This is a genomic window from Niallia sp. FSL W8-0177, assembly GCF_038006285.1.
GTDB classification, from domain to species: Bacteria; Bacillota; Bacilli; order Bacillales; family Cytobacillaceae; genus Niallia; species Niallia circulans_A.
This window is the reverse complement of sequence record NZ_JBBOUX010000001.1, coordinates 1,791,466-1,810,758: the sequence shown is the minus strand read 5'-3', so window position 1 is coordinate 1,810,758 and position 19,293 is coordinate 1,791,466. Positions and strand designations below refer to the sequence as shown.

Sequence of the window (19,293 nt, the reverse complement as noted above, 5' to 3'; positions counted from 1 at the left end):
ATTAAGAATTAAGGGACGAACATTAGTTCCTTTCTGATTGTATTAAGGTTAAAGCTTTCTCTCCTACCTTAATATCTGTATCCTTAATGCTACTAATCTCTAAGTATTCACTAGAATTGGTGATAATCATCATCACAGTAGAATCAAACCCTGCTTCTTTGATTTTCGCCATATCAAATTCTCCTAGCAAATCACCTTTTTTCAACTTTTGACCTTGCTTAATATAGGTTTTAAACCCATCTCCTGCCATTTTTACTGTATCTATACCGATATGCAGAAGAATTTCTGCACCTTTTTCCGATTGAATTCCATATGCGTGGTTAGAATCACTAGTAACTGTCACAACTCCATCAATAGGAGCATAAATCTTCCCTAAACGCGGAATAATGGCAATTCCTTTTCCCATTGTACCAGAAGCGAAAACCGGATCATTTACACTCGTTAAATCAACAGCGTTCCCCTCGACTGGTGCCGCAATCTCTTCACTTAATGCTATTTGTCTATTAATCGTAGAATCTTTTTCTGTTGTTTCAGTACCTTGAGAATTAGTAGATGGAACATTCAATTTTTTTCGTCCATAAAGCATTGTAGCTGCAAAGGCGAGCACAAAACTAATAACAACTCCAATCAAAAACATGGGAATTGCTTTAGGGCTTATAGCGATAAAGCCAATTATTCCGGCAGGACCTAAAGATACATTGCGCACTCCAGTGAATCCCATAAATGCTGCTCCTACACCTGCTGCAACAAGGCCGATAAAAAATGGGAATTTAAGTTTTAAATTAACCCCAAATAATGCTGGCTCTGTTATTCCTAACATAGCTGAGAAAGAAGCTGAGGATGCTAATCCCTTTTGCTTTTGGTTTTTTGATAAGAAGAAGATCGCTAAACATGCCGCTCCTTGTGCTACGTTAGCTGCTGATGCAATTGGAAATAGAAAGCTTCCTCCAGTTTTTGCAATATCCGCTAACAATTGTGTTTCTATCGCTGGGAAGGATTGATGCAAACCTGTTAATACAACTGCAGAGTAGCCCAATCCAAATAAACCATAACCAACTCCACCAAGTGTATCAATTAACCACAGTAATCCATCTGTTAATTGATTGGAAACACCACGTAATAATGGACCAACAAATGCAAATGTGACAAAACCAGTAATAATTACGGAAAACAATGGTGTAAAAGTAAAATCAACTGCATTGTTTAAATGCTTATGAAAGAACTTTTCAAGTGTTGCCAAAATCCAAGCTACTCCAATTACAGGTAAAACTTGTCCTTGATAGCCGGCTTGAGCGATATGTAAGCCGAATACATCCCAATGCGGCATCTGCCCTGAAGCAACAGCTTCTGCTACTCCATAGCCATTTACCAGTTCGGGCATAACAAGCATCATCCCTGCCGCTGCTCCAAGATAAGGATTTCCGCCAAAACGTTTTGTTGCAGAAAAACCAATTAAAATTGGTAAGAAGGCAAATGGTGCAGAGGCCATTAAGTTGACAATTTCTGCGAAGCCTTTAATACCTGGGACCATTTCAACAATAGATTTTGGCCCAAATAAACCCTCTCCTGTTAAGACATTATTTAAAGCCATTAGTAGCCCGCCGGCAACTAAAGCTGGAATTAGCGGAACGAAGATATCGGATAAGAGCTTTACTAATTTCATGACAGGATTCGTTTCTTTTTGTGCCGTTACTTCTTTTAAATCATCTTTTGTTGCTTCCCCAACACCTGTGATGCTAATTAATTCTTTATACACTTCATTTACGTCACCAGGACCAACGATAATTTGAAATTGACCATTCGCTTCAAATGTTCCCTTTAAATCTGGATCATCATCTAAAGCTGCTTGGTCAATTTTTTTTGTTTCTTTTAAAACAAGTCTTAATCTAGTTGCACAGTGTGTAGCAGCAATTAAGTTATCTTCACCCAACGCTTTGGCTACACGTTCAGCTACTTCTCTGTGTTTCATGTAAATTCCCCTTTCTATTAAATCGCTTTCAAATCCTTTTGCACGATTAATTTAACATCGTTTTCATTTTATGTCAAACGTTTATCATAAAATTTTATTTTATTTTGATAAATGTAATAATTGAACTGATAGTAAGTGAGAAAACGTTTGACATATTTTTGAGAACGTTTTAAAATTCCCTTAAGTACACTTATGAACTACAATGAAGGAGTTTTAATTACATGACAGATATTGTTAGCAATTGGACACGAGATCTTAGATATAAACCCTATTCAGAATGGGACATTGACTATAAGAATGCTTTAAATAAATCAGTGGAAAACTCCAAGTGGCGTACCGGATATCATATTGAGCCCAAAACAGGTTTGTTAAATGATCCAAATGGCTTCTCATTCTTCAATGGAAAATGGCAGCTCTTTTTTCAGTACTATCCATTCGGCGCTGTCCATGGTTTAAAAAGCTGGTACCATTTAGAAAGCAAGGATTTAGTACATTGGCAAGAAAATGGGATTGCCCTACAATCGGACAATAATTTTGATTCACATGGGGTTTATTCAGGTTCAGCATATCCCATTGATGAAGACAAGCTCTTCCTCTTTTACACTGGTAATGTTAGGGATAAAGATTGGAATCGTTATAGCTTCCAAAATGGGGCCTTTATGTATAAAGACGGAACCATTCATAAATTTCCTAAACCATTGATTAACCAGCCAAATGAAACAACAGATCATTTTAGAGATCCGCAAATTTTTTGTTATCAAGATCAACTGTATATGATTATTGGTGCCCAAAAACAGTCAGATAAAAAAGGGGCTATCTTTCTCTACAAAGCATTAGAAAATGATATTAAAAATTGGACATTGGTTAGTGAATTAGCATTTTCTGATCAAGAACTTGGCTTTATGATTGAATGTCCGAATCTTATCTTTATTGAGGATGTGCCTGTTCTCTTATTCTGCCCACAAGGCTTATCTAAGAAAATTCAATCCTATGAAAATATTTATCCAAATATGTATACCATTGGAGATACGTTTGACCCTGTTAAGGCGGCGATCACTAAAACTACAAATTTGCAAAATCTTGATGAAGGCTTCGATGTCTATGCAACACAAGCATTTAATGCTCCTGATGGCAGGGCCCTTGCGATTAGCTGGATTGGATTACCGGAAGTTAATTATCCGACAGATCAAGAAGGTTATCAAGGTGTATTAAGTTTAGTGAAGGAACTTACATTACAAGATGGGAAACTGAAACAATATCCAGTAATAGAAACAAAAAAATTGCGGGAAATGGAGACGTCTTTTCATGAGTCATTTGACACGAAGACCAATCGATTTGAACTTGAAGTAATCATACCTGAAAATGAAATTGTGAAAATATTGCTCTTTTCAAATGTGGATAAAACGCGTTATTTAGCCTTTACACTCGATTCGGTAAATGGTAAAGTTTCTGTAGACAGAGAATATGCAGGCGAACGCTTTGCACAAGAATATGGTTTCCAGCGGGAAGCATATGTTTCGAAAAATACAGATATAAAAGTAAATATATTTGCTGATACCTCCGTTTTTGAGTGCTTTGTAAATGAAGGAGAACGAGTTATTACAGGACGTGTTTTTCCAGATGATTCACAAACATTAATTTACCTGCATTCTAAACGTAATGTCAGCGGTACAATATGGAGACTAAATAATCAGAAGAGGTAAATTAAAATGGTTGCAAAATTAACCGATGTAGCCAAATTAGCTGGGGTGAGTCCTACAACGGTCAGCCGTGTTATTAATAAAAAAGGCTATCTATCAGAAAAAACAATTGCTAAGGTTCATGATGCAATGAGAGAGCTTCATTACCAACCAAATAATCTTGCTCGCAGTTTGCAGGGGAAGTCCACAAAGCTAGTGGGATTAATTTTTCCTGCTTTAAATAATGTCTTCTATGCGGAATTGATTGATCATTTAGAACGAGAACTTTTCCGTGCAGGGTATAAAACAATCCAATGTAATAGTGAACATAATTCAGATAAAGAACGAGAGTACATTCAAATGCTCCAAGCAAATCAAGTAGAAGGAATCATTGCAGGTGCGCATAACTTAAACCATGATGATTACACGAATATCAAGGCACCTATTATAAGCTTTGACCGTTTCCTTGCTCCTAATATTCCAATTGTAAGCAGTGACAATTATCAGGGCGGTGTTTTAGCAACACGCTCCTTGCTCAACCATGGTATCCAAAAAATAATCATGTTAACTGGAAGCAATGATGTTAAATCACCAACCTATTTACGAACAAAGGGCTATATAGATGAAATGAACAATGCTGGTTTACAACCAAGAGTATTTTCTATAAATGGAAGCTTTACTCCCTTGAGAAAATCAGTTGAAATCGCTAAAATACTTAAAACAGAGCAGCCAGAGGGAATCTTTTGTTCAGATGATATGAAAGCACTTTTAGTAATAAATGAAGCGGAAAAACTTGGTTTAACACCCCCGCAAGATTTTAAACTAGTTGGATATGATGGGACTTCCTTTATAGAGGATTACTTCCCTAAACTAACTACAGTGAAGCAGCCTCTTGGAGAATTGGCTAAGCTTTGTGTAGAACTTCTTATTCAAAAAATAGACGGAGTAAATGATCAGGAAGACCGCTATGAAATCCCCGTAAAACTAATAAGCGGACAAACAAGTTGATTTTATCCTTGTTTGTCCGCTTATTTTTTCAAGTCTAGAAATCCCCTTCCTTTTCTACTGACTTTTCTCTGAAACAGTTGGCAACTTTATTCTCTAAATTGCCCACTTGGTATTGGTAATGAGAAAGACAAGAATCTAGCTAATGCTGAGTTACATTCTCTTGTTTTTTACTTCTTAAAATTCCTCATTAATTAAGTCAGCTATTACTCCTGAAGCAGCTCTGCTGCCTTGGCTTGCAGCGTTTATTAACTGTGGTGGTGTTAGTAGAGTATTATCTCCACTTGCGTATACTCCTTCTATATTAGTTCGCCCAAGAGCATCGGTTTCCACTCCACCCATCTTATTTAATGTACATCCAAGTGCTTCAGCAAAGGGAACGGCTTGTTGAAGTTCGGCTGTGACAAAGCCTCCTTCTCTATCAACCTCTTCCCCATTTTTAAAGATAATCTTTTGCAATTGTCCCTTATCACCGTACAGCCTGTCTATTTCATGTTCGATTACTTTAATATTTTTGTTATTTAGCATGTCAAGTTGCTCTTTTGTAAGTATCTTCTTGCCGTTTGTGCAAACGATAAGGTTTTTACTCCAATTAAAAAGCAATTTAGTTAAATGAAAAGCATGATCATTTTCTGCCAATACTGCTAAAGCTCGATCTTTAAGTTCCCACCCATCACAAAATGGACAACTATATATGCTTTTTCCATAAAAATGATGCAAGCCAGCAATATCGGGCAGAATATCAATCAGTCCAGTAGATAATATAATTTTCTTTGCCTGATATGATTCATTTTGATCAGTGAAAATGATGAAGTATTTATTTACCTTTTTAATCTCTGTAACTTGTTGGTGTTTAAAGAATACATCGGGATATTTTTTTAATTCTTCTTTCCCAAGTTGCTTAAATTGGGAAGGCTTAATACCGTCTCTTGTTATGAAACCATGGGATTCTTGGGTAACGGAATTTCTAGGTTTATCGTCGTCGAATAAGATCGTTTTCATTCGTGCTCTTCCAAGAACAAGTGATGCATTTAAACCGGCTGGGCCTCCACCTATTACAATACAATCTAACAATACTTTTTCCTCCTCAATAAGAATAACATATATTAAAGACTCTTAATATCCGTAATTAGACTAAAAATAAAGATGAGTTATCACCTTTATGTTTTACTTAGCATTATGTTCAATTTGATTAGCAATATCGCGTATATATTTTTGGCTTAAATGTTCACGCATCTTTGTTTCAGCCTCTAACATGACATTTTCAATTAAGCATTCGCCGTTTTTTCTATCATCATGTTCCAATGAACAGGTAAACAAAGATGTCTTTCCCTCAATAGCTGTAATAACATCTAAAAAAGAAATTTCCTCGGCCTGTTTTATAATACGATAACCGCCATTAACACCTGGTGTTGACTCAATTAAGCCTGCTTTAACAAGTTTGGTTAATATTTTCGATAGATATGTTGGTGATAAATCTTGGATTTTGGCTAATTGATCTACTCCTACCGTTTTCCCTTTTGTTGCAAGGGTTAAATAGACCATTGTGTGTAATGCATAATTCGTTGCTCTTGAATATTTCATCATACTACCTCTTTACGGATATATTAAAGACCTTTAATGTCTATAATTGATTATATAGAAAGAGAGTGAAGAAAACAAGTTTTAGAGGGAATTTCCTTTTATTAAGGAGAACTCCCTTCCTATTTACTGGTATGCCTCTATCCCTAGTAATTCATCCAGTCCGACTATTTGAAAGTCTCTTTCCTGAATAGCTTCAATTATTTTCGGTAATGCCTTTGCTGTTTCTGTTTTTTCTGAATCTGAATGCATTAAAATAATATCGCCGTTTCGCAAATGGTTGGTGACATTTCTAATAATATTGTCTGCCTCCATTTGTGACCAATCAAGTGTATCGATGGACCAAATGATAATAGAATATCCTTTTAGTTCAGCATTTTTCATTAGCGTTTCATTTGTTTCTCCATATGGTGGGCGAATCATTGCAGGTTCTTTTCCAATAAGCGATTGAAGAGCGCTACCTGCTCGTGTTATTTCCTCTAATTGCTGTTCCTTATCTAAAACAGATAAGTCAACATGATGATAGCTATGACTCAAAACTAAATTCCCATTTTTATAAGCATTTTTTACAACTTGCGGATGTTTTTCTGCTTCACTGCCGATAAAGAAAAAATTCCCTTTCACTTTATATTGCTGTAATATTTCAATGATTCTTGGTGTAATGCTATCATCAGGTCCATCATCAAAGGTTAAAGAAATTTTCTTTTCATTCCGCCCATTGAGGTATACATTTGCTTTATTCTCTTGGAATTTCACGATCTCCCTCCTCCAGTTTTGCATCATTTCCCATTGTTTATTGGTAAGTTGATTAGATTCGCCTTGGATAGTTAAGGTATATTCCTCTTGTATACTTCTAGGTTTGTGATAGACAGATAAATGTTCTACCCTATTGGTTTTATTTAATATAATAAACTTAAGCTGAATATCTTCACTAAGGTTATAGACAATTATTTGTTCGCCGTCCCCTATTCTAATTTCTGCTGGGTCCCCTATTTTCTTTTTTAAATCTGATAGAGATAATCTATTTAATCGCTTTTTATTGGAACGAACATCATAAATATCGCCTTTGGCAGTATAGCCAAACACGGTATCCTTTTCCTTATAGATGGCATAGTATCCATCTCCTACTTGATCTGTTTGATCCGGTTCTCCCCATTGGCTAATTACTTGTTCGATGGTACTGGTAAAGACATTAAAGGAACTTGTATCCGTCATGCCTTTTTTTGCAGCTTCTACTAGAACAGTTATAAAGTCAGAAGTTAACTGCCAATTCTTTTGTTCTGGATTTATATGACTCTGTTTAAGATTTACTGGGTCTTCTGGTAACGGAGCACTACATGCCACAATGAAAACAGATTGTGATAGTGCGACCAAATAGAGCAAAAGCTTTCTCTTCAGCTTTTTTCACTTCCTTCCTGCTTTCCTACTATTTAATGTAAAGGTTCGTGTATTCGTTTGCAATACATAATTATCATTTGTTGTGATTCTCTTTTATTTTCATCTGATTTTAATAAATCTTCTTTATAATGATGACTTTCTGATTTTTACCAAAAAAGTAGGTGTTTAAAAAATGAATATGGAAACCTTATTACAATTAAATACGATTTTTATCAGTATTATCATTGAGGCATTGCCCTTTATTCTAATTGGGGTTCTTATTTCGGGAATAATCGAAATTTTTGTCTCAGAGGAACTTATTGCAAAAATGATGCCGAAAAATCCAATACTGGCCATTTTATTTGCTTCTTTAGTTGGAAGCATTATCCCAGCATGCGAATGTGGAATTATTCCTATTACAAGGCGGTTAATTTTAAAAGGAGTACCGGTTCCTGCCAGTATTGCCTTTATGCTTACCGGACCGATTATTAATCCAGTAGTTATGTTCTCGACATATGTTGCTTTCGGGAATAGCTGGAGAATGGTAATTCTTCGTTCTGTATTGGCGCTTGTTTGTTCCATTCTTGTTGGACTTGCTCTGCATAAATCAGTAAAGCAATCTCCGTTGAAAAGTCATGTGATTGAACATGTGCACTTTCATTCTTTTAAAGACCGAATCGAAGCAATGTTCAAACATTCGATCGATGAATTTTTCTCTGTTGGAAAATACTTAGTTATCGGCTCGTTTATTGCTGCAGCAGTACAAACTTTAGTCAAGACTTCCACCCTAGTCTCAATAGGAACCGGACAGGCTTCCTCTCATCTTGTGATGATGGGACTTGCGTACATACTAAGTCTTTGTTCCCAAGCAGATGCTTTTGTTGCAGCGAGCTTTAGAAACAGCTTCTCTGAAGGTTCTATTCTTGCTTTCCTAGTGTTTGGTCCTATGTTGGATATCAAAAATACATTGATGATGCTAAGCACTTTTAAAGCCAAGTTTGTCATTCTATTAACAGGCCTTATTACAGTTTGCGTGTTTCTCGTAACAATTTTTCTATAAAGAGGTGAAAAAAACATGTTTCGAATATTTGTATTAATAGGCTTTACTTATTTATTTCTACATTTACATGCAACAGGCGATATTTCAAAATATATTAATATGAAATATGCTTATATTTCAGAGTCTGCTATCTATATATTTGTTCTCTTTACAATTATATGTGTCTATAACTATGTAAAAAAAGATAAACATACACATGATGAATCGTGTAATCATTGTGGACATGATCATGCTCATGAAGAAAATAGTTGGTGGAAACGTGGATTAACGATTATAACCTTGCTTATTCCTATTCTTACTGGTTTAATCCTTCCAGTGGCTACTCTTGATTCGAATATTGTGGAGAAAAAAGGACTCTACTTCCCTGCATATGATGAAGGAGATGAATATAGTCAGCATCAATTCCTGCAGCCGAATACGAGTAGCTATTATGGCAAAGAAGGCTATGTAGAAGTGATGGATAAAGGCTTAGATAAAATAAAGAATCTCCCTGAAATTAAACTAGGGGAAGATAATTTTTTAAATGATTTGGAAACAATTTATAATTACCCAGGACAATTTATGGATAGAAAAATTACATTGACAGGCTTTACTTACAAGGAAGAGGATTTAACCAATAATCAGCTGTTCCTCCTGCGTTTTGGTATTATCCATTGTATTGCAGATGCGGGTGTTTTTGGAATGCTTCTTGATATTCCGGATGAATTGAAAAGAGAGAATGACCAATGGCTTCAAGTAACAGGTAAGCTTGAAACAGTGTACTATCAACCATTTAAGAAAACCATTCCGATTCTTAAAGTTACAGATTGGAAGTCCATTAATCAGCCAGATGATCCTTATGTATATAGACAGTATTAAAAAAAGGAGAGAATGTTTGCATATATGCAGCATTTCTCTCCTTTTTTTCATATATATTTTTCCATGCGAATATCATCCCACATTCTATCTTGATAATAAGTGAAGAATTTATTTTTGCCGATTTCTTGGTATCCAAGCTTTTTATATAATTTATATGCGTTTTTATTAAATTCAAATACGCCTAATTCAATCCTGTTAAATCCTTGTTTTTTGATCTGCTCTTCTAAGTAGATTAATGATGTTGAGCCGATCCCTTTTCCTCTTGCAACTTCTTCGCCGATTGTAATAGCGATCCAGGCGGTCCCCTGTTCTTTTTTATATAAATGGACGGGATCAATCGTATAATTCATTTCTCCAATAAGTATATCATCTAAATAAATAGCATACATATGGTAATTGGTTAAACGTTTTGTTATATCCTCTATTGTGACAAGTACGCGGTTTTCTGCATCCTCTTTATCTCTGCAAGGATGAATGAATGGGATAAGTCTTGGATCATTTTCCCACTTATTTAAACAAGAAATTAATTGATCAGTTGGATTATCTATTTTTTTAAAGGAAATGTTCATATATGGTTCCCTCACCTTTGTTTATTCTTTTCTTATTATAAGCGAAGATCAAGTAAGTTTGTTTGAAAATATTTTTAAATGAATGGAAGTTTGTCTTTCCAATGCCTAGCATGTTTATCGTTCTAAATTATTTCCTTTATCCATATTAATTTTAATATCCGAAAAAACTTCCTTTAAAGGAGCGATAATGAATGATTACTGTCCATTATTTTGAAAATAGTACCAATGTATTAACCCAATTACGGCAAGACATACCGAATATTGATGAACCAGTAAAAATAAAGGGACGAAAAGGCAAGATCCTTTCCGTGAATCAACTAAAAGAAGAAGTATATCAAGTAAATGTGGAATTTGAAAAGGTGGTAAAAAAAGCCGTACTTGCAACAGATAATAAAAAAAGAAAGCGTTAGATATTGTAAAGGAGATATCATATGCATGATGTCTTCTTTTTTATGATTTCAGTCCACTTTGTATAAAATACATAATTCACAAGTGATAGACAAACGCTATTTAATAAATGGTTTAAAAGGAGAGTAGAAAATGTTAAGTAATAAAGTTAGTCGTGTAGCATTAATCGGCACTGGGTTTGTTGGATCTAGCTATGCATTTGCTTTAATGAATCAAGGAATTGTCGATGAACTATTATTAATTGATCTAAATAAGAACAAAGCATTTGGCGATGTAATGGATTTGAATCATGGCAAGGTATTTGCCCCTAATCCAATCAGTATTAAATATGGGGAATATAAAGACTGTGCTGAAATGGATTTAGTTGTCATATGTGCAGGAGCCAATCAAAAACCAGGAGAAACACGTCTTGATTTAGTGGAAAAAAATTTAAAAATCTTTAAATCCATTGTCGAACAAGTAATGGCAAGTGGATTTAATGGAATATTTTTAGTTGCCACAAACCCAGTAGATATTTTAACCTATGCTACTTGGCGCTATAGTGGTTTACCGAAAAATCAAGTCATTGGCTCTGGTACGATATTAGATACCGCAAGATTTCGCTATTTACTAGGAGATTATTTTAAAGTTGCCCCAACTAGTGTACATGCCTATATTATTGGTGAACATGGGGATAGTGAACTACCTGCCTACAGCTCGGCAGATGTTGCTGGTATCCCGGTTTATAAGTTAATGAAAAGAGCTGCTCATTATAAAATGGAAGATTTAGATAATATTTTTGTGAATGTACGGGATGCGGCATACAAAATCATTGAAGGAAAAGGGGCAACCTATTACGGAATTGCGATGGGACTTGTACGGATAACAAAAGCAATCTTAAGTAATGAAAATAGTGTATTAACGGTTTCTGCCTATTTGGATGGTCAATATGGGGAAAAGGATGTCTATATAGGTGTTCCTGCTGTTATAAATAGAGAGGGAATACGAGAAGTTGTTGAGTTGGAATTAGCTTCAGATGAACAAGAAAAATTTCATCAAAGCGCTGCTGTTTTAAAAGATATTCTCAAACCGCACTTTAGCTAATAATCTAATTCCTCTGTTAGCTGTAGCTGCAATGATAAGATATTCTCTCCAAAAATAGCCCACACCCAAATTCCCTAATTTACATACTTTATAAAGTAAGTAAATTAGGAAAGGTGTGACAGAATGGATTGGAAGAAATACCTTCTTATAGCAGCTGCTACTTTCTTGATTCTTTTTTCTGGAATTGTTACTGTTTTGCTTTTTCAAGCAAATAAAGTGGAAGCGGACAAAGAAAAAGGCAATTCAGTTAATTCCGAAAGTAATGTCACAACGGAAAGCGGTCAAGGCAATGTTAATATTTCTGTAACAAACAATATACAAAATATAGTGAGTGGCGAATCTAAAGCAACAATAGAAAATAAGGTGAAAAATGATTTAGAAGATAAAGAAGCAACAATTGATAATAGTATTGAAAATAAGACAGAAAACGAAGCATCTGTTACTATTAATAATGCTATTGAAAACTTGTTAAAAGGACAGGTAAATGGTACGACCAATAATAATATTACGAATAATATTCTCTCTAGTAATAAAGCAGAGCTAGCGAATAATATATTGAATGATTTAGATTTAAATGTGGACGTTAATGTCTCCAATGAAGTTAATACAAATGGGAAGAAAGAATCTTCCAATAATGATAATGGAGATACAAACGACAACGGAAATAATAAAGAAGATAATGGTAAGGAGGAAAACGACGGGAAAGAAACAAACGGAAATGAGGAAAACAAGGAAAAAACATCCTATTTATGGGGAATTGATTCTGCAAGTGAAACAACACAGGATTTTCTTGCTTGTGTAAGAGATAACTTTGGAAATCCTAGAGTGATTGCACGCTATCTAGGAACAAATGAAGGTGTTTCTCATGGCTTGACGGCAGATCAAGTCGATTTAATTCATTCCAATGAAGCGGATATCTTACTAATATATAATGGGTTTACAGACGCAACAGGGTATGATAAGTAAGCCCCCATTCAAACAACGCATATAAACACGCAGCACCTTCTGGTACGATACATGTATGAATCAAAGGAGGTGCATGTCTTATGCCACAACAAAAATTAACGATTGTCCCCGTCACACTACACCCAGATACTAAACATTCTTTATCATCCACTTCTTCAAAAGATCCTTCAATAAGCATTTGCACGATCAAAACGGCAAACGCGGAAATATCCTTCTATGGCGGCGTAGGTGAGCACGTTATCCAAACCGTTATGAGGGAGTTGAAACATCTGTGAAATACGATTATACAAGTGTGAAAAATATCTACATCATTTGCGGAAAGACCGATATGCGAAAAGGCATAGACGGGCTTGCCACACTGATTCAAGATTCTTTCGAACTTGATCCATATGGCGATTCCATTTTCTTATTTTCAGGATGGAGTAAAGATCGCTACAAATGTCTGTATTTTGATGGCGATGGCTTCGCCATGCTTTATAAGCGTTTAGATAGTGGAAAACTTCAATGGCCAAAAGATGAAAATGAAGTACGTAATCTTTCACAACAGGAGCTCCGATGGTTACTTGAAGGGTTATCCATTCAGCAACCAAAAGCCATTCAACCATCACTAAAAGGCGCGTTCTAAAATCGTTCAAGTTGGTACTTTTATCTTTATTTCACTATTCAAACTGATTATAATAGGAGGAACGAAACTGAACGGAAAGTAGTGAATGTTGTGTCGAACGCTTCTTCTAATAACAAAAGTAAAGATGAGAAATTAATTCGACTGCTTGAAGAACAATTAGCTCATTCGAATCAACAAAATAAAAAGTTATCGAAAAAGTTGGATCAATCATTGAAACAGATTGAATCGTTGACGCAACAACTTCAACATTTAACAAAACTCTTATATGGCTCTAAAACAGAAAAATCCAAATACAATACGCCCGACGGGCAAGTGTCCTTATTTGAGGATGACCCGTCTTTTACTGATTCTGAGCACACAGAAGAACAAAGCCAACAGACGATTTCTTATACTGTTGTTCGAAACATCCAGAAGAAAAAGAGAAATGATTCATTGCGAGATGATGTAGAAATAGAAGCGATCCATCATCATCCAGACAATACCATCTGTGACTGTTGTCAACATCAAATGGTTGAAATCGGCGGAACGGTTGTCCGTGAAGAAGCTACATTTATTCCCGCAAAAATGATGAAAGTACAGCATATTGAACATGCCTACGAATGTAGGAACTGCAAAAGTGATGCATCACAATCCGCACAAATTAAGCGTGGAAAAGCACCACAGCCACCGATTCAACGTAGCATCGCAAGCCCTAGCGTGCTTGCGAAAGTCATCTATGATAAATTTGCGCAATACTTACCCCTTTACCGCCAGGTCAAGGAATGGTCACGTTATGGTCTAGATACGAATGATAAAAATCTTTCTAATTGGGTCATACATGCAGCACATGATTGGCTACTACCTATTTATGAACGAATGAAAGAGTTGATGATGTTTAAGTCTGTTCTACATGTCGACGAAACGTATTCCCAAATTATTCATCGTTCTGATGGGAAATCTGGTCAATCCAATGCCTATAACTGGGTATATCGAAGTGTGCCAAGCCAAGGTCCCTTGATTATTCTATTTCAAAGCTCTTTATCACGGGCTCGGTCCGTCCTTGAAAGTTTCACGGAGGGGTATTCCGGTACAATTATTTGTGATGGTTACTCTGCCTATGATAAGATTGGCGGAATTACCTTCGCAAATTGTTGGGCACATGTTCGTCGTTATTGGTTGAAAGCCGACAGTAAGAATGGCCAAGTTGGTGTGAAGTATTGTGATGAATTATATCGACTAGAAAGGAAATTTAAACATTTGTCTCCGAGCAAGCGCAGAAAAAAACGCCAAAAATACTCGAAGCCAATCGTTGACAAATTTCTTAACTGGATTGAAACATCACCATTCTACGGAAAAAATGCCCTCGCAAAGGCAGCTGAATATACGTTGAATCGAGCAAATGGGCTTAGAGCATTCTTGAACGATGGCCGCATTGAGATTGATAATAATCCAGCCGAAAACGCCATCCGCCCCAATGTCATTGGTCGAAAAAATTGGCTCTTTAGTGTTAGTGAAGCCGGTGCAAAAGCGAATGCCATCTGTTTGAGTATCGCAGAAACTGCAAAAAGTAATGGCATTGATTTCTATGAATATATAAAGAAACTTTTGACGGATCTACCGAATATCGGCATCCATCAAAATCCTGAAATTCTAGATCAATACATGCCTTGGTCTAAAATGATTCAAGCAACATGTAATAGAAGATAGATGAGGCCGTATTTTTGATAAAAAATCATAAAAATACGGCTATTTATCATGCGTACCATGAAGGTACGCTGTTTTTTATTTCGGGCTTACTATGATAATGGTGTAAGTGAAGCGAAGAAGGCAATTGAGTTGGCTAAGGAGCTTGGAGCCCCAGATGGTGTAGCTATTTTTGCGGATATAGAACCCAATTATCCTGTGGATGCCGCCTTTATAGAAGGTTGGTATGCCGAAGTTAGTAAATCTATCTATAAGCCTGCTATTTATGGTATTTTTGATAAAGATGAAGCGTTAACTGTTTCCTTTAATGAAGCTGTAAAAAACAAAGAGGAAATAAAAGATAATACATTTCTATGGTCTGCCTCTCCTAATATTGGGATAACTACAGAAGAAGATGCTCCCAAATTTAAAGTGGATGCACCGGAAGAGTCGCTTGCCTATGGCTGGCAATATGGTATTAATGATCAGACATGTAATATAGATACTAATCTATTCGACAGCAAACTGACAAATGTATTATGGAAACAATAAAAAATGGACATCTTACTAACGAATAATTCGAAAAGTAAGATGTCCATTTTTTAAATCTAGAAATGAAAATCACCGATGCCGCGTTATAGGAACTTATAAGCGTCTGCCTCTCCATCCGCCATTGATTTCCAGTCGAAATCGCATGAAGTCAGAGATCAGTCTGGCTGTCTTCCCTTCTTGAGTTCGTTCTCTAGATTTTGATTGGACACAATGGAGTAATTTTTCGTCACAATAGCGACAAGAACCATATGTCTCTACACATTGATCATGCCTTCGACAACAGGAGTCAACATAATTGATCGGTGCACCAGGGCCACTGCAGCCGGGTCCGCAATATCGATATCCGCCAGGCAAGCATAGTTTAATCGGATTTCTTTTCCTTCTTTTTTTTGGCATTTTCTGATTCTCCCTTCTGTATAGATTATGATGCTTGTATGAAATAGCTTGGGGAATCAATCTAAAAAGGAAAACTTCCATATGAAAAATTGTTTCATAAAAAATAAAAGCTTGTCCAAAGGAAAACTTCGGACAAGCTTTTATAAGTTAACTTCTTTTTTTGAAGATAGTGGAAATAATTTCGTCGGTTGACATATCGCTTTTAATTTTAAACGATCCTAGTTTTAAGTATTCTGCTACGCCTTTTTTATCTACTTTTTGCGAGAATTCTAAGGCACTTTCTTTAATGATTTTTTCATCATGTAAAATGCTTCCTACATCATAACTAGTCATACCACTTGAAACTTTAACAGTAACTGTTTTAACTTCCTCTTTTTTCTTATCTTCTTCTTTTTTGTCTTTGTCATCTTTCTTTTCTTCAGAAGTATTAGATTTAGATGCTTGTTTCTTCACATCATCTTCTTTTTTCTTTGCTTCATCAGAAGTTTGAACGACATAGCCACTGCTTGTTAAGATATCTTTCATTTCTTCAACAGTTGGCGTATTTGCTGCATCACTTGCTACTTTATCTACTTTTTGGACATTATTGTTTGTTTTAGCATTCGCTGTATCATCCTTCGTAGAAAAATAGACAATGCCACTAACAGAAGTCGCTAAAAGAACCCCCGCTGCGAAGCTGGTAATTATTGATGGCTTCATTGTAAAACACTTCTCCTTTCCTCTTTTCCAGTTAAGTAAGGAGCTAACATTTCTTCTACTTCAGCTTGAGTAAGCTTTTTTTGAGCTGCAATTGTTTCAACTGAATACTTACGTCTATGCAAGTCAAGCACTTCTCGTAAAACCATTCGGTCTTTAGAAGCTAGCTGAACGCCTGTTTGTTTTTCTAATATTTCTATGTCCAACTCAAGATGGCGTATTTGTTTTTGCAACTGTGCTATTTCTTCCATCACAGAAAGGTGAATTACATCTATTTCACGTTGCTCTGATTTTGACGTTTGTTTTGCTTTAATTACGGAAGTAATGAGCAAAATGGCTGCTGCAATAAACAATATGGCTAGTGTCCATTCCATTTTAAAGATCCTCCCTCTTTCAGAATCTACTTTCCTAAGTACCTATTATACATTCTTTTTCATTATTTTTCGATGATATTCTACAAAATCCTTCAATAGTTAGATAAGTTGGGATAATTATGCAACTTTTATTATATGAAAATAGTTGCAAACAGCCCTTCTGCCAATTGAATTTTCCAAGAATCATCGAAAGTATTTAAAGATAGATTTTAATAGCGGGTCCTTGTACCTATGAACAAAAAGACCCAAAGACATTTGCCTTTGAATCAAATTTTTTATTGTTTAGTTATTTGATATCCGTTTTTCCCTGATTTTTTCATATGATACATAATTTTATCAGCATTTTGCATTAATGTTTCGATATCTTTCCCATGATATGGATAGATACTGATACCGATACTGCAAGATATAGAATAAAGTTTATTGTCCATTCGAAGAGGATGATTAAAGATAGCAAGTATTCTCTTGGCGTAATTTTCTAATTCATGTTCTGTATTCATATCCTTAATGAGAAGAATAAATTCATCTCCACCCAAACGACATAAAAAATCTGTTTCTCTGATTGATCCTTTCATCCTAGCTGCAATCAGCTTCAATGCTCGATCACCGTATTTGTGTCCTAATGAATCATTTATTTGTTTAAAGTCATCAATGTCTATAAACAGTAAAGCAAATGAATGGCTTTCATTCTGGACTTCTATTAATTCAGTCATGGTTTTATATAAATAGCGTCTATTAGGCAGTTCTGTTAATGTATCGTATAGTGCTTGGCGTTTAATAATTGCTTCATATGCCTTTCTTTCTGATATATCTCTTGCAATGGTGGAAAGAAAATGAACATTTTGATAGGTAGCTTTATGACTGACAATAGTTTGCGATACAGGAACTTGTTTCCCGAGTGCGTTGCATAGGACATTTTCTCCTTGCCATATACTTTTTTCGTTTGAAATGCCGTTTTCATTTAATTCAACAAATTTATTTGTCCAAAGTTGTGCATTCACAGATTGCAAGTCTTCCGTACTTTCAGAAATGCCAAGAAAGAATCGAGCAGAAGGATTTAAATAAGTGGTATTTCCTTTACTGTCTGCCGTCGCTATAAAATCTGGAGAAGCCTCAATTATATCTAGTAATTGTTGCTGACGCTCTTGATTTTTCTTCCATAAGGTAATATCTCGATTGATTCCTCTATATCCGATTGCTTTGTTTTGACTATTTATTATAGGCTTCGCATTTGTTTCGATCAATACATCATAGCCATTTCGGTGTATCATGGTGAAGTCCATATTATGGAGAATTTTGCTATGTTCCTTAGCGGTTGAAAATATTGTTTTTAATGTTGGAATTTCATCTGCTTTAATATAAGAAAACAGAGATTGCCCAAGTATTTCAGCAGATGAATAACCTAATATGTCTTCAACGATTGAATTGGAATACGTAAATTGCCAATGTTCGTTTAATTGCCATATCCAGTCACTTACATGTTCAACAAGCATGCGAAAAAAATCAAGAGATGGCGTATCATTTTCATTCATAGTTATGTCTCCTACTAAAAAATAATTATAGGCAAATAGGTATTTTCTTTTTTAATATTATATCATTGTCAGTCTATTATTAAAAGATGTCCTCTCTTTCAATAGAAGTACTTACTATTCGATTTTGCTTTTGCAAAATATAGACAATCCAATTATGAATGGAAAAAGTTTTCTAAAAATGTGGTACATGCTCTCCTTATTGAATACGTTAATTATAGACGTTTATATTAGGAGGATCTTTATGGACAGTATTTTATATTATATTGCCTTGGGTTTATCATTAGCAGCCCCGATAGGGCCAGTAAATGCGGCGGTTATAAACAGAGGACTTAGGTATGGATTTCACCATGCTTGGGTTCTGTCGCTAGGTTCTCTCTTAGGTGATGTATTCTTTATCATTCTCGTATACTTTGGCGTGGCAAAATTGGCTAATATCCCAATTGTTCAAACCTTTCTTTGGTTGTTCGGTGCATTTGTCCTCATCTACACAGGAATAGAAGGAGTCATGACTAAAACTAGCACTATATCAAGTAGGGGTAAAGACAATAATTCTATGCTTCGGTCATTTGTTACAGGATTGCTGATGAGTATTATGAATCCGTTATCGATTATCTTCTGGTTAGGAATATATGGATCTATTTTAGCCTCTACTATACATAATTTTAGTACAAGCACGGTACTTCTATATACGGGATGCATGTTATTTGGCGTAGCAATCTGGGATATTACCGTATCGGTGCTGTCCAGTTTTTTCCGAAATGTCGTATCTGAACAGCTAATCACTTTTGTTAGTAGAATTTCTGGCCTGATTCTTGTTTTGTTTGGAGGTTATTTTGGGATTCGCGGAATTCAGTTCTTTTTATAATGTCGGCTGTTTCTTTTATTCTCCAGTAGAATCCCT

At 35.5% G+C, this 19,293-nt stretch carries 21 protein-coding genes; 12 read left to right on the top strand and 9 right to left on the bottom strand.

Translation table 11 applies throughout. The features are described from left to right. Positions 1 to 22: 22 nt before the first annotated feature. Positions 23 to 1,969, bottom strand: coding sequence for a sucrose-specific PTS transporter subunit IIBC (locus tag NST77_RS08815; protein ID WP_123257713.1), 1,947 nt, complete (start codon positions 1,967 to 1,969; stop codon positions 23 to 25). Between the two features lie 221 nt (positions 1,970 to 2,190). On the opposite strand from NST77_RS08815, the gene NST77_RS08810 reads away from it, so the two are divergent. Both NST77_RS08810 and NST77_RS08805 read left to right on the top strand, forming a co-directional pair. Continuing rightward, the gene (locus NST77_RS08810) at positions 2,191 to 3,672 is read left to right on the top strand and encodes a sucrose-6-phosphate hydrolase (protein WP_095328851.1); all 1,482 of its coding nucleotides are present in this window, start codon (positions 2,191 to 2,193) and stop codon (positions 3,670 to 3,672) included. 6 nt (positions 3,673 to 3,678) lie between these two features. Further along, complete coding sequence (locus tag NST77_RS08805) at positions 3,679 to 4,656, top strand: LacI family DNA-binding transcriptional regulator (protein ID WP_123257712.1); 978 nt, start codon at positions 3,679 to 3,681, stop codon at positions 4,654 to 4,656. A gap of 174 nt (positions 4,657 to 4,830) precedes the next feature. Here the strand turns inward: NST77_RS08805 and NST77_RS08800 are convergent, their stop codons facing one another. From NST77_RS08800 to NST77_RS08790, 3 genes are all read right to left on the bottom strand, one after another. Further along, a complete protein-coding gene (locus NST77_RS08800) occupies positions 4,831 to 5,727 on the bottom strand; it encodes an NAD(P)/FAD-dependent oxidoreductase (RefSeq protein ID WP_123257711.1) in 897 nt (298 codons plus the stop codon). Between the two features lie 93 nt (positions 5,728 to 5,820). Beyond that, positions 5,821 to 6,237, bottom strand: coding sequence for an RrF2 family transcriptional regulator (locus NST77_RS08795; RefSeq protein WP_123257710.1), 417 nt, complete (start codon positions 6,235 to 6,237; stop codon positions 5,821 to 5,823). A gap of 123 nt (positions 6,238 to 6,360) precedes the next feature. After that, positions 6,361 to 7,617 carry a polysaccharide deacetylase family protein gene (locus NST77_RS08790; protein ID WP_341122907.1) on the bottom strand — a complete coding sequence of 419 codons (1,257 nt, stop codon included), beginning with the start codon at positions 7,615 to 7,617 and terminating at the stop codon, positions 6,361 to 6,363. A 187-nt stretch (positions 7,618 to 7,804) separates the two neighbouring features. Here NST77_RS08790 and NST77_RS08785 point away from each other — a divergent pair, with 187 nt between their 5' ends. Further along, positions 7,805 to 8,671: a permease gene (locus NST77_RS08785; RefSeq protein WP_095328846.1), complete on the top strand. Its 867-nt coding sequence runs from the start codon at positions 7,805 to 7,807 to the stop codon at positions 8,669 to 8,671. A gap of 15 nt (positions 8,672 to 8,686) precedes the next feature. Next, the gene (locus NST77_RS08780) at positions 8,687 to 9,529 is read left to right on the top strand and encodes a TIGR03943 family putative permease subunit (RefSeq protein ID WP_341122906.1); all 843 of its coding nucleotides are present in this window, start codon (positions 8,687 to 8,689) and stop codon (positions 9,527 to 9,529) included. A gap of 47 nt (positions 9,530 to 9,576) precedes the next feature. Here NST77_RS08780 and NST77_RS08775 read toward each other — a convergent pair whose 3' ends face one another. After that, positions 9,577 to 10,098, bottom strand: coding sequence for a GNAT family N-acetyltransferase (locus NST77_RS08775; RefSeq protein ID WP_163186850.1), 522 nt, complete (start codon positions 10,096 to 10,098; stop codon positions 9,577 to 9,579). Between the two features lie 191 nt (positions 10,099 to 10,289). On the opposite strand from NST77_RS08775, the gene NST77_RS08770 reads away from it, so the two are divergent. The 7 genes from NST77_RS08770 to NST77_RS08740 all read left to right on the top strand — a co-directional run bounded on the left by NST77_RS08770 (position 10,290) and on the right by NST77_RS08740 (position 15,394). Beyond that, positions 10,290 to 10,508: a hypothetical protein gene (locus tag NST77_RS08770; protein ID WP_095328843.1), complete on the top strand. Its 219-nt coding sequence runs from the start codon at positions 10,290 to 10,292 to the stop codon at positions 10,506 to 10,508. Between the two features lie 130 nt (positions 10,509 to 10,638). After that, on the top strand, positions 10,639 to 11,589 hold the full coding sequence (locus NST77_RS08765; protein WP_095328842.1) for an L-lactate dehydrogenase: 951 nt from the start codon (positions 10,639 to 10,641) through the stop codon (positions 11,587 to 11,589). A gap of 123 nt (positions 11,590 to 11,712) precedes the next feature. After that, positions 11,713 to 12,555 carry a hypothetical protein gene (locus tag NST77_RS08760; RefSeq protein WP_341122905.1) on the top strand — a complete coding sequence of 281 codons (843 nt, stop codon included), beginning with the start codon at positions 11,713 to 11,715 and terminating at the stop codon, positions 12,553 to 12,555. Positions 12,556 to 12,635: 80 nt separating this feature from the next. Next, positions 12,636 to 12,830 carry a hypothetical protein gene (locus NST77_RS08755; protein ID WP_025908917.1) on the top strand — a complete coding sequence of 65 codons (195 nt, stop codon included), beginning with the start codon at positions 12,636 to 12,638 and terminating at the stop codon, positions 12,828 to 12,830. After that, entirely contained in the window at positions 12,827 to 13,180 is a 354-nt protein-coding gene (gene tnpB, locus NST77_RS08750) for an IS66 family insertion sequence element accessory protein TnpB (protein WP_139367959.1), read from the top strand. The genes NST77_RS08755 and tnpB overlap by 4 nt, the downstream gene beginning before the upstream one ends. Before the next feature lie 90 nt (positions 13,181 to 13,270). Beyond that, complete coding sequence (tnpC, locus tag NST77_RS08745) at positions 13,271 to 14,866, top strand: IS66 family transposase (RefSeq protein ID WP_169189603.1); 1,596 nt, start codon at positions 13,271 to 13,273, stop codon at positions 14,864 to 14,866. Between the two features lie 57 nt (positions 14,867 to 14,923). Next, on the top strand, positions 14,924 to 15,394 hold the full coding sequence (locus tag NST77_RS08740) for a glycoside hydrolase domain-containing protein (protein ID WP_341122904.1): 471 nt from the start codon (positions 14,924 to 14,926) through the stop codon (positions 15,392 to 15,394). Positions 15,395 to 15,487: 93 nt separating this feature from the next. Here the strand turns inward: NST77_RS08740 and NST77_RS08735 are convergent, their stop codons facing one another. The 4 genes from NST77_RS08735 to NST77_RS08720 form a co-directional block, all read right to left on the bottom strand. Beyond that, positions 15,488 to 15,790 carry a Parvovirus coat protein VP1-like protein gene (locus NST77_RS08735; protein ID WP_095328840.1) on the bottom strand — a complete coding sequence of 101 codons (303 nt, stop codon included), beginning with the start codon at positions 15,788 to 15,790 and terminating at the stop codon, positions 15,488 to 15,490. Between the two features lie 147 nt (positions 15,791 to 15,937). Continuing rightward, positions 15,938 to 16,489, bottom strand: coding sequence for a hypothetical protein (locus NST77_RS08730; RefSeq protein ID WP_123257706.1), 552 nt, complete (start codon positions 16,487 to 16,489; stop codon positions 15,938 to 15,940). Continuing rightward, a complete protein-coding gene (locus NST77_RS08725; protein ID WP_047940673.1) occupies positions 16,486 to 16,860 on the bottom strand; it encodes a hypothetical protein in 375 nt (124 codons plus the stop codon). The genes NST77_RS08730 and NST77_RS08725 overlap by 4 nt, the downstream gene beginning before the upstream one ends. A 275-nt stretch (positions 16,861 to 17,135) precedes the next feature. Beyond that, complete coding sequence (locus NST77_RS08720; protein WP_095328838.1) at positions 17,136 to 18,392, bottom strand: sensor domain-containing protein; 1,257 nt, start codon at positions 18,390 to 18,392, stop codon at positions 17,136 to 17,138. Positions 18,393 to 18,633: 241 nt separating this feature from the next. Here NST77_RS08720 and NST77_RS08715 point away from each other — a divergent pair, with 241 nt between their 5' ends. Beyond that, positions 18,634 to 19,257: a LysE family translocator gene (locus NST77_RS08715; RefSeq protein WP_095328837.1), complete on the top strand. Its 624-nt coding sequence runs from the start codon at positions 18,634 to 18,636 to the stop codon at positions 19,255 to 19,257. Positions 19,258 to 19,293: the final 36 nt, after the last annotated feature.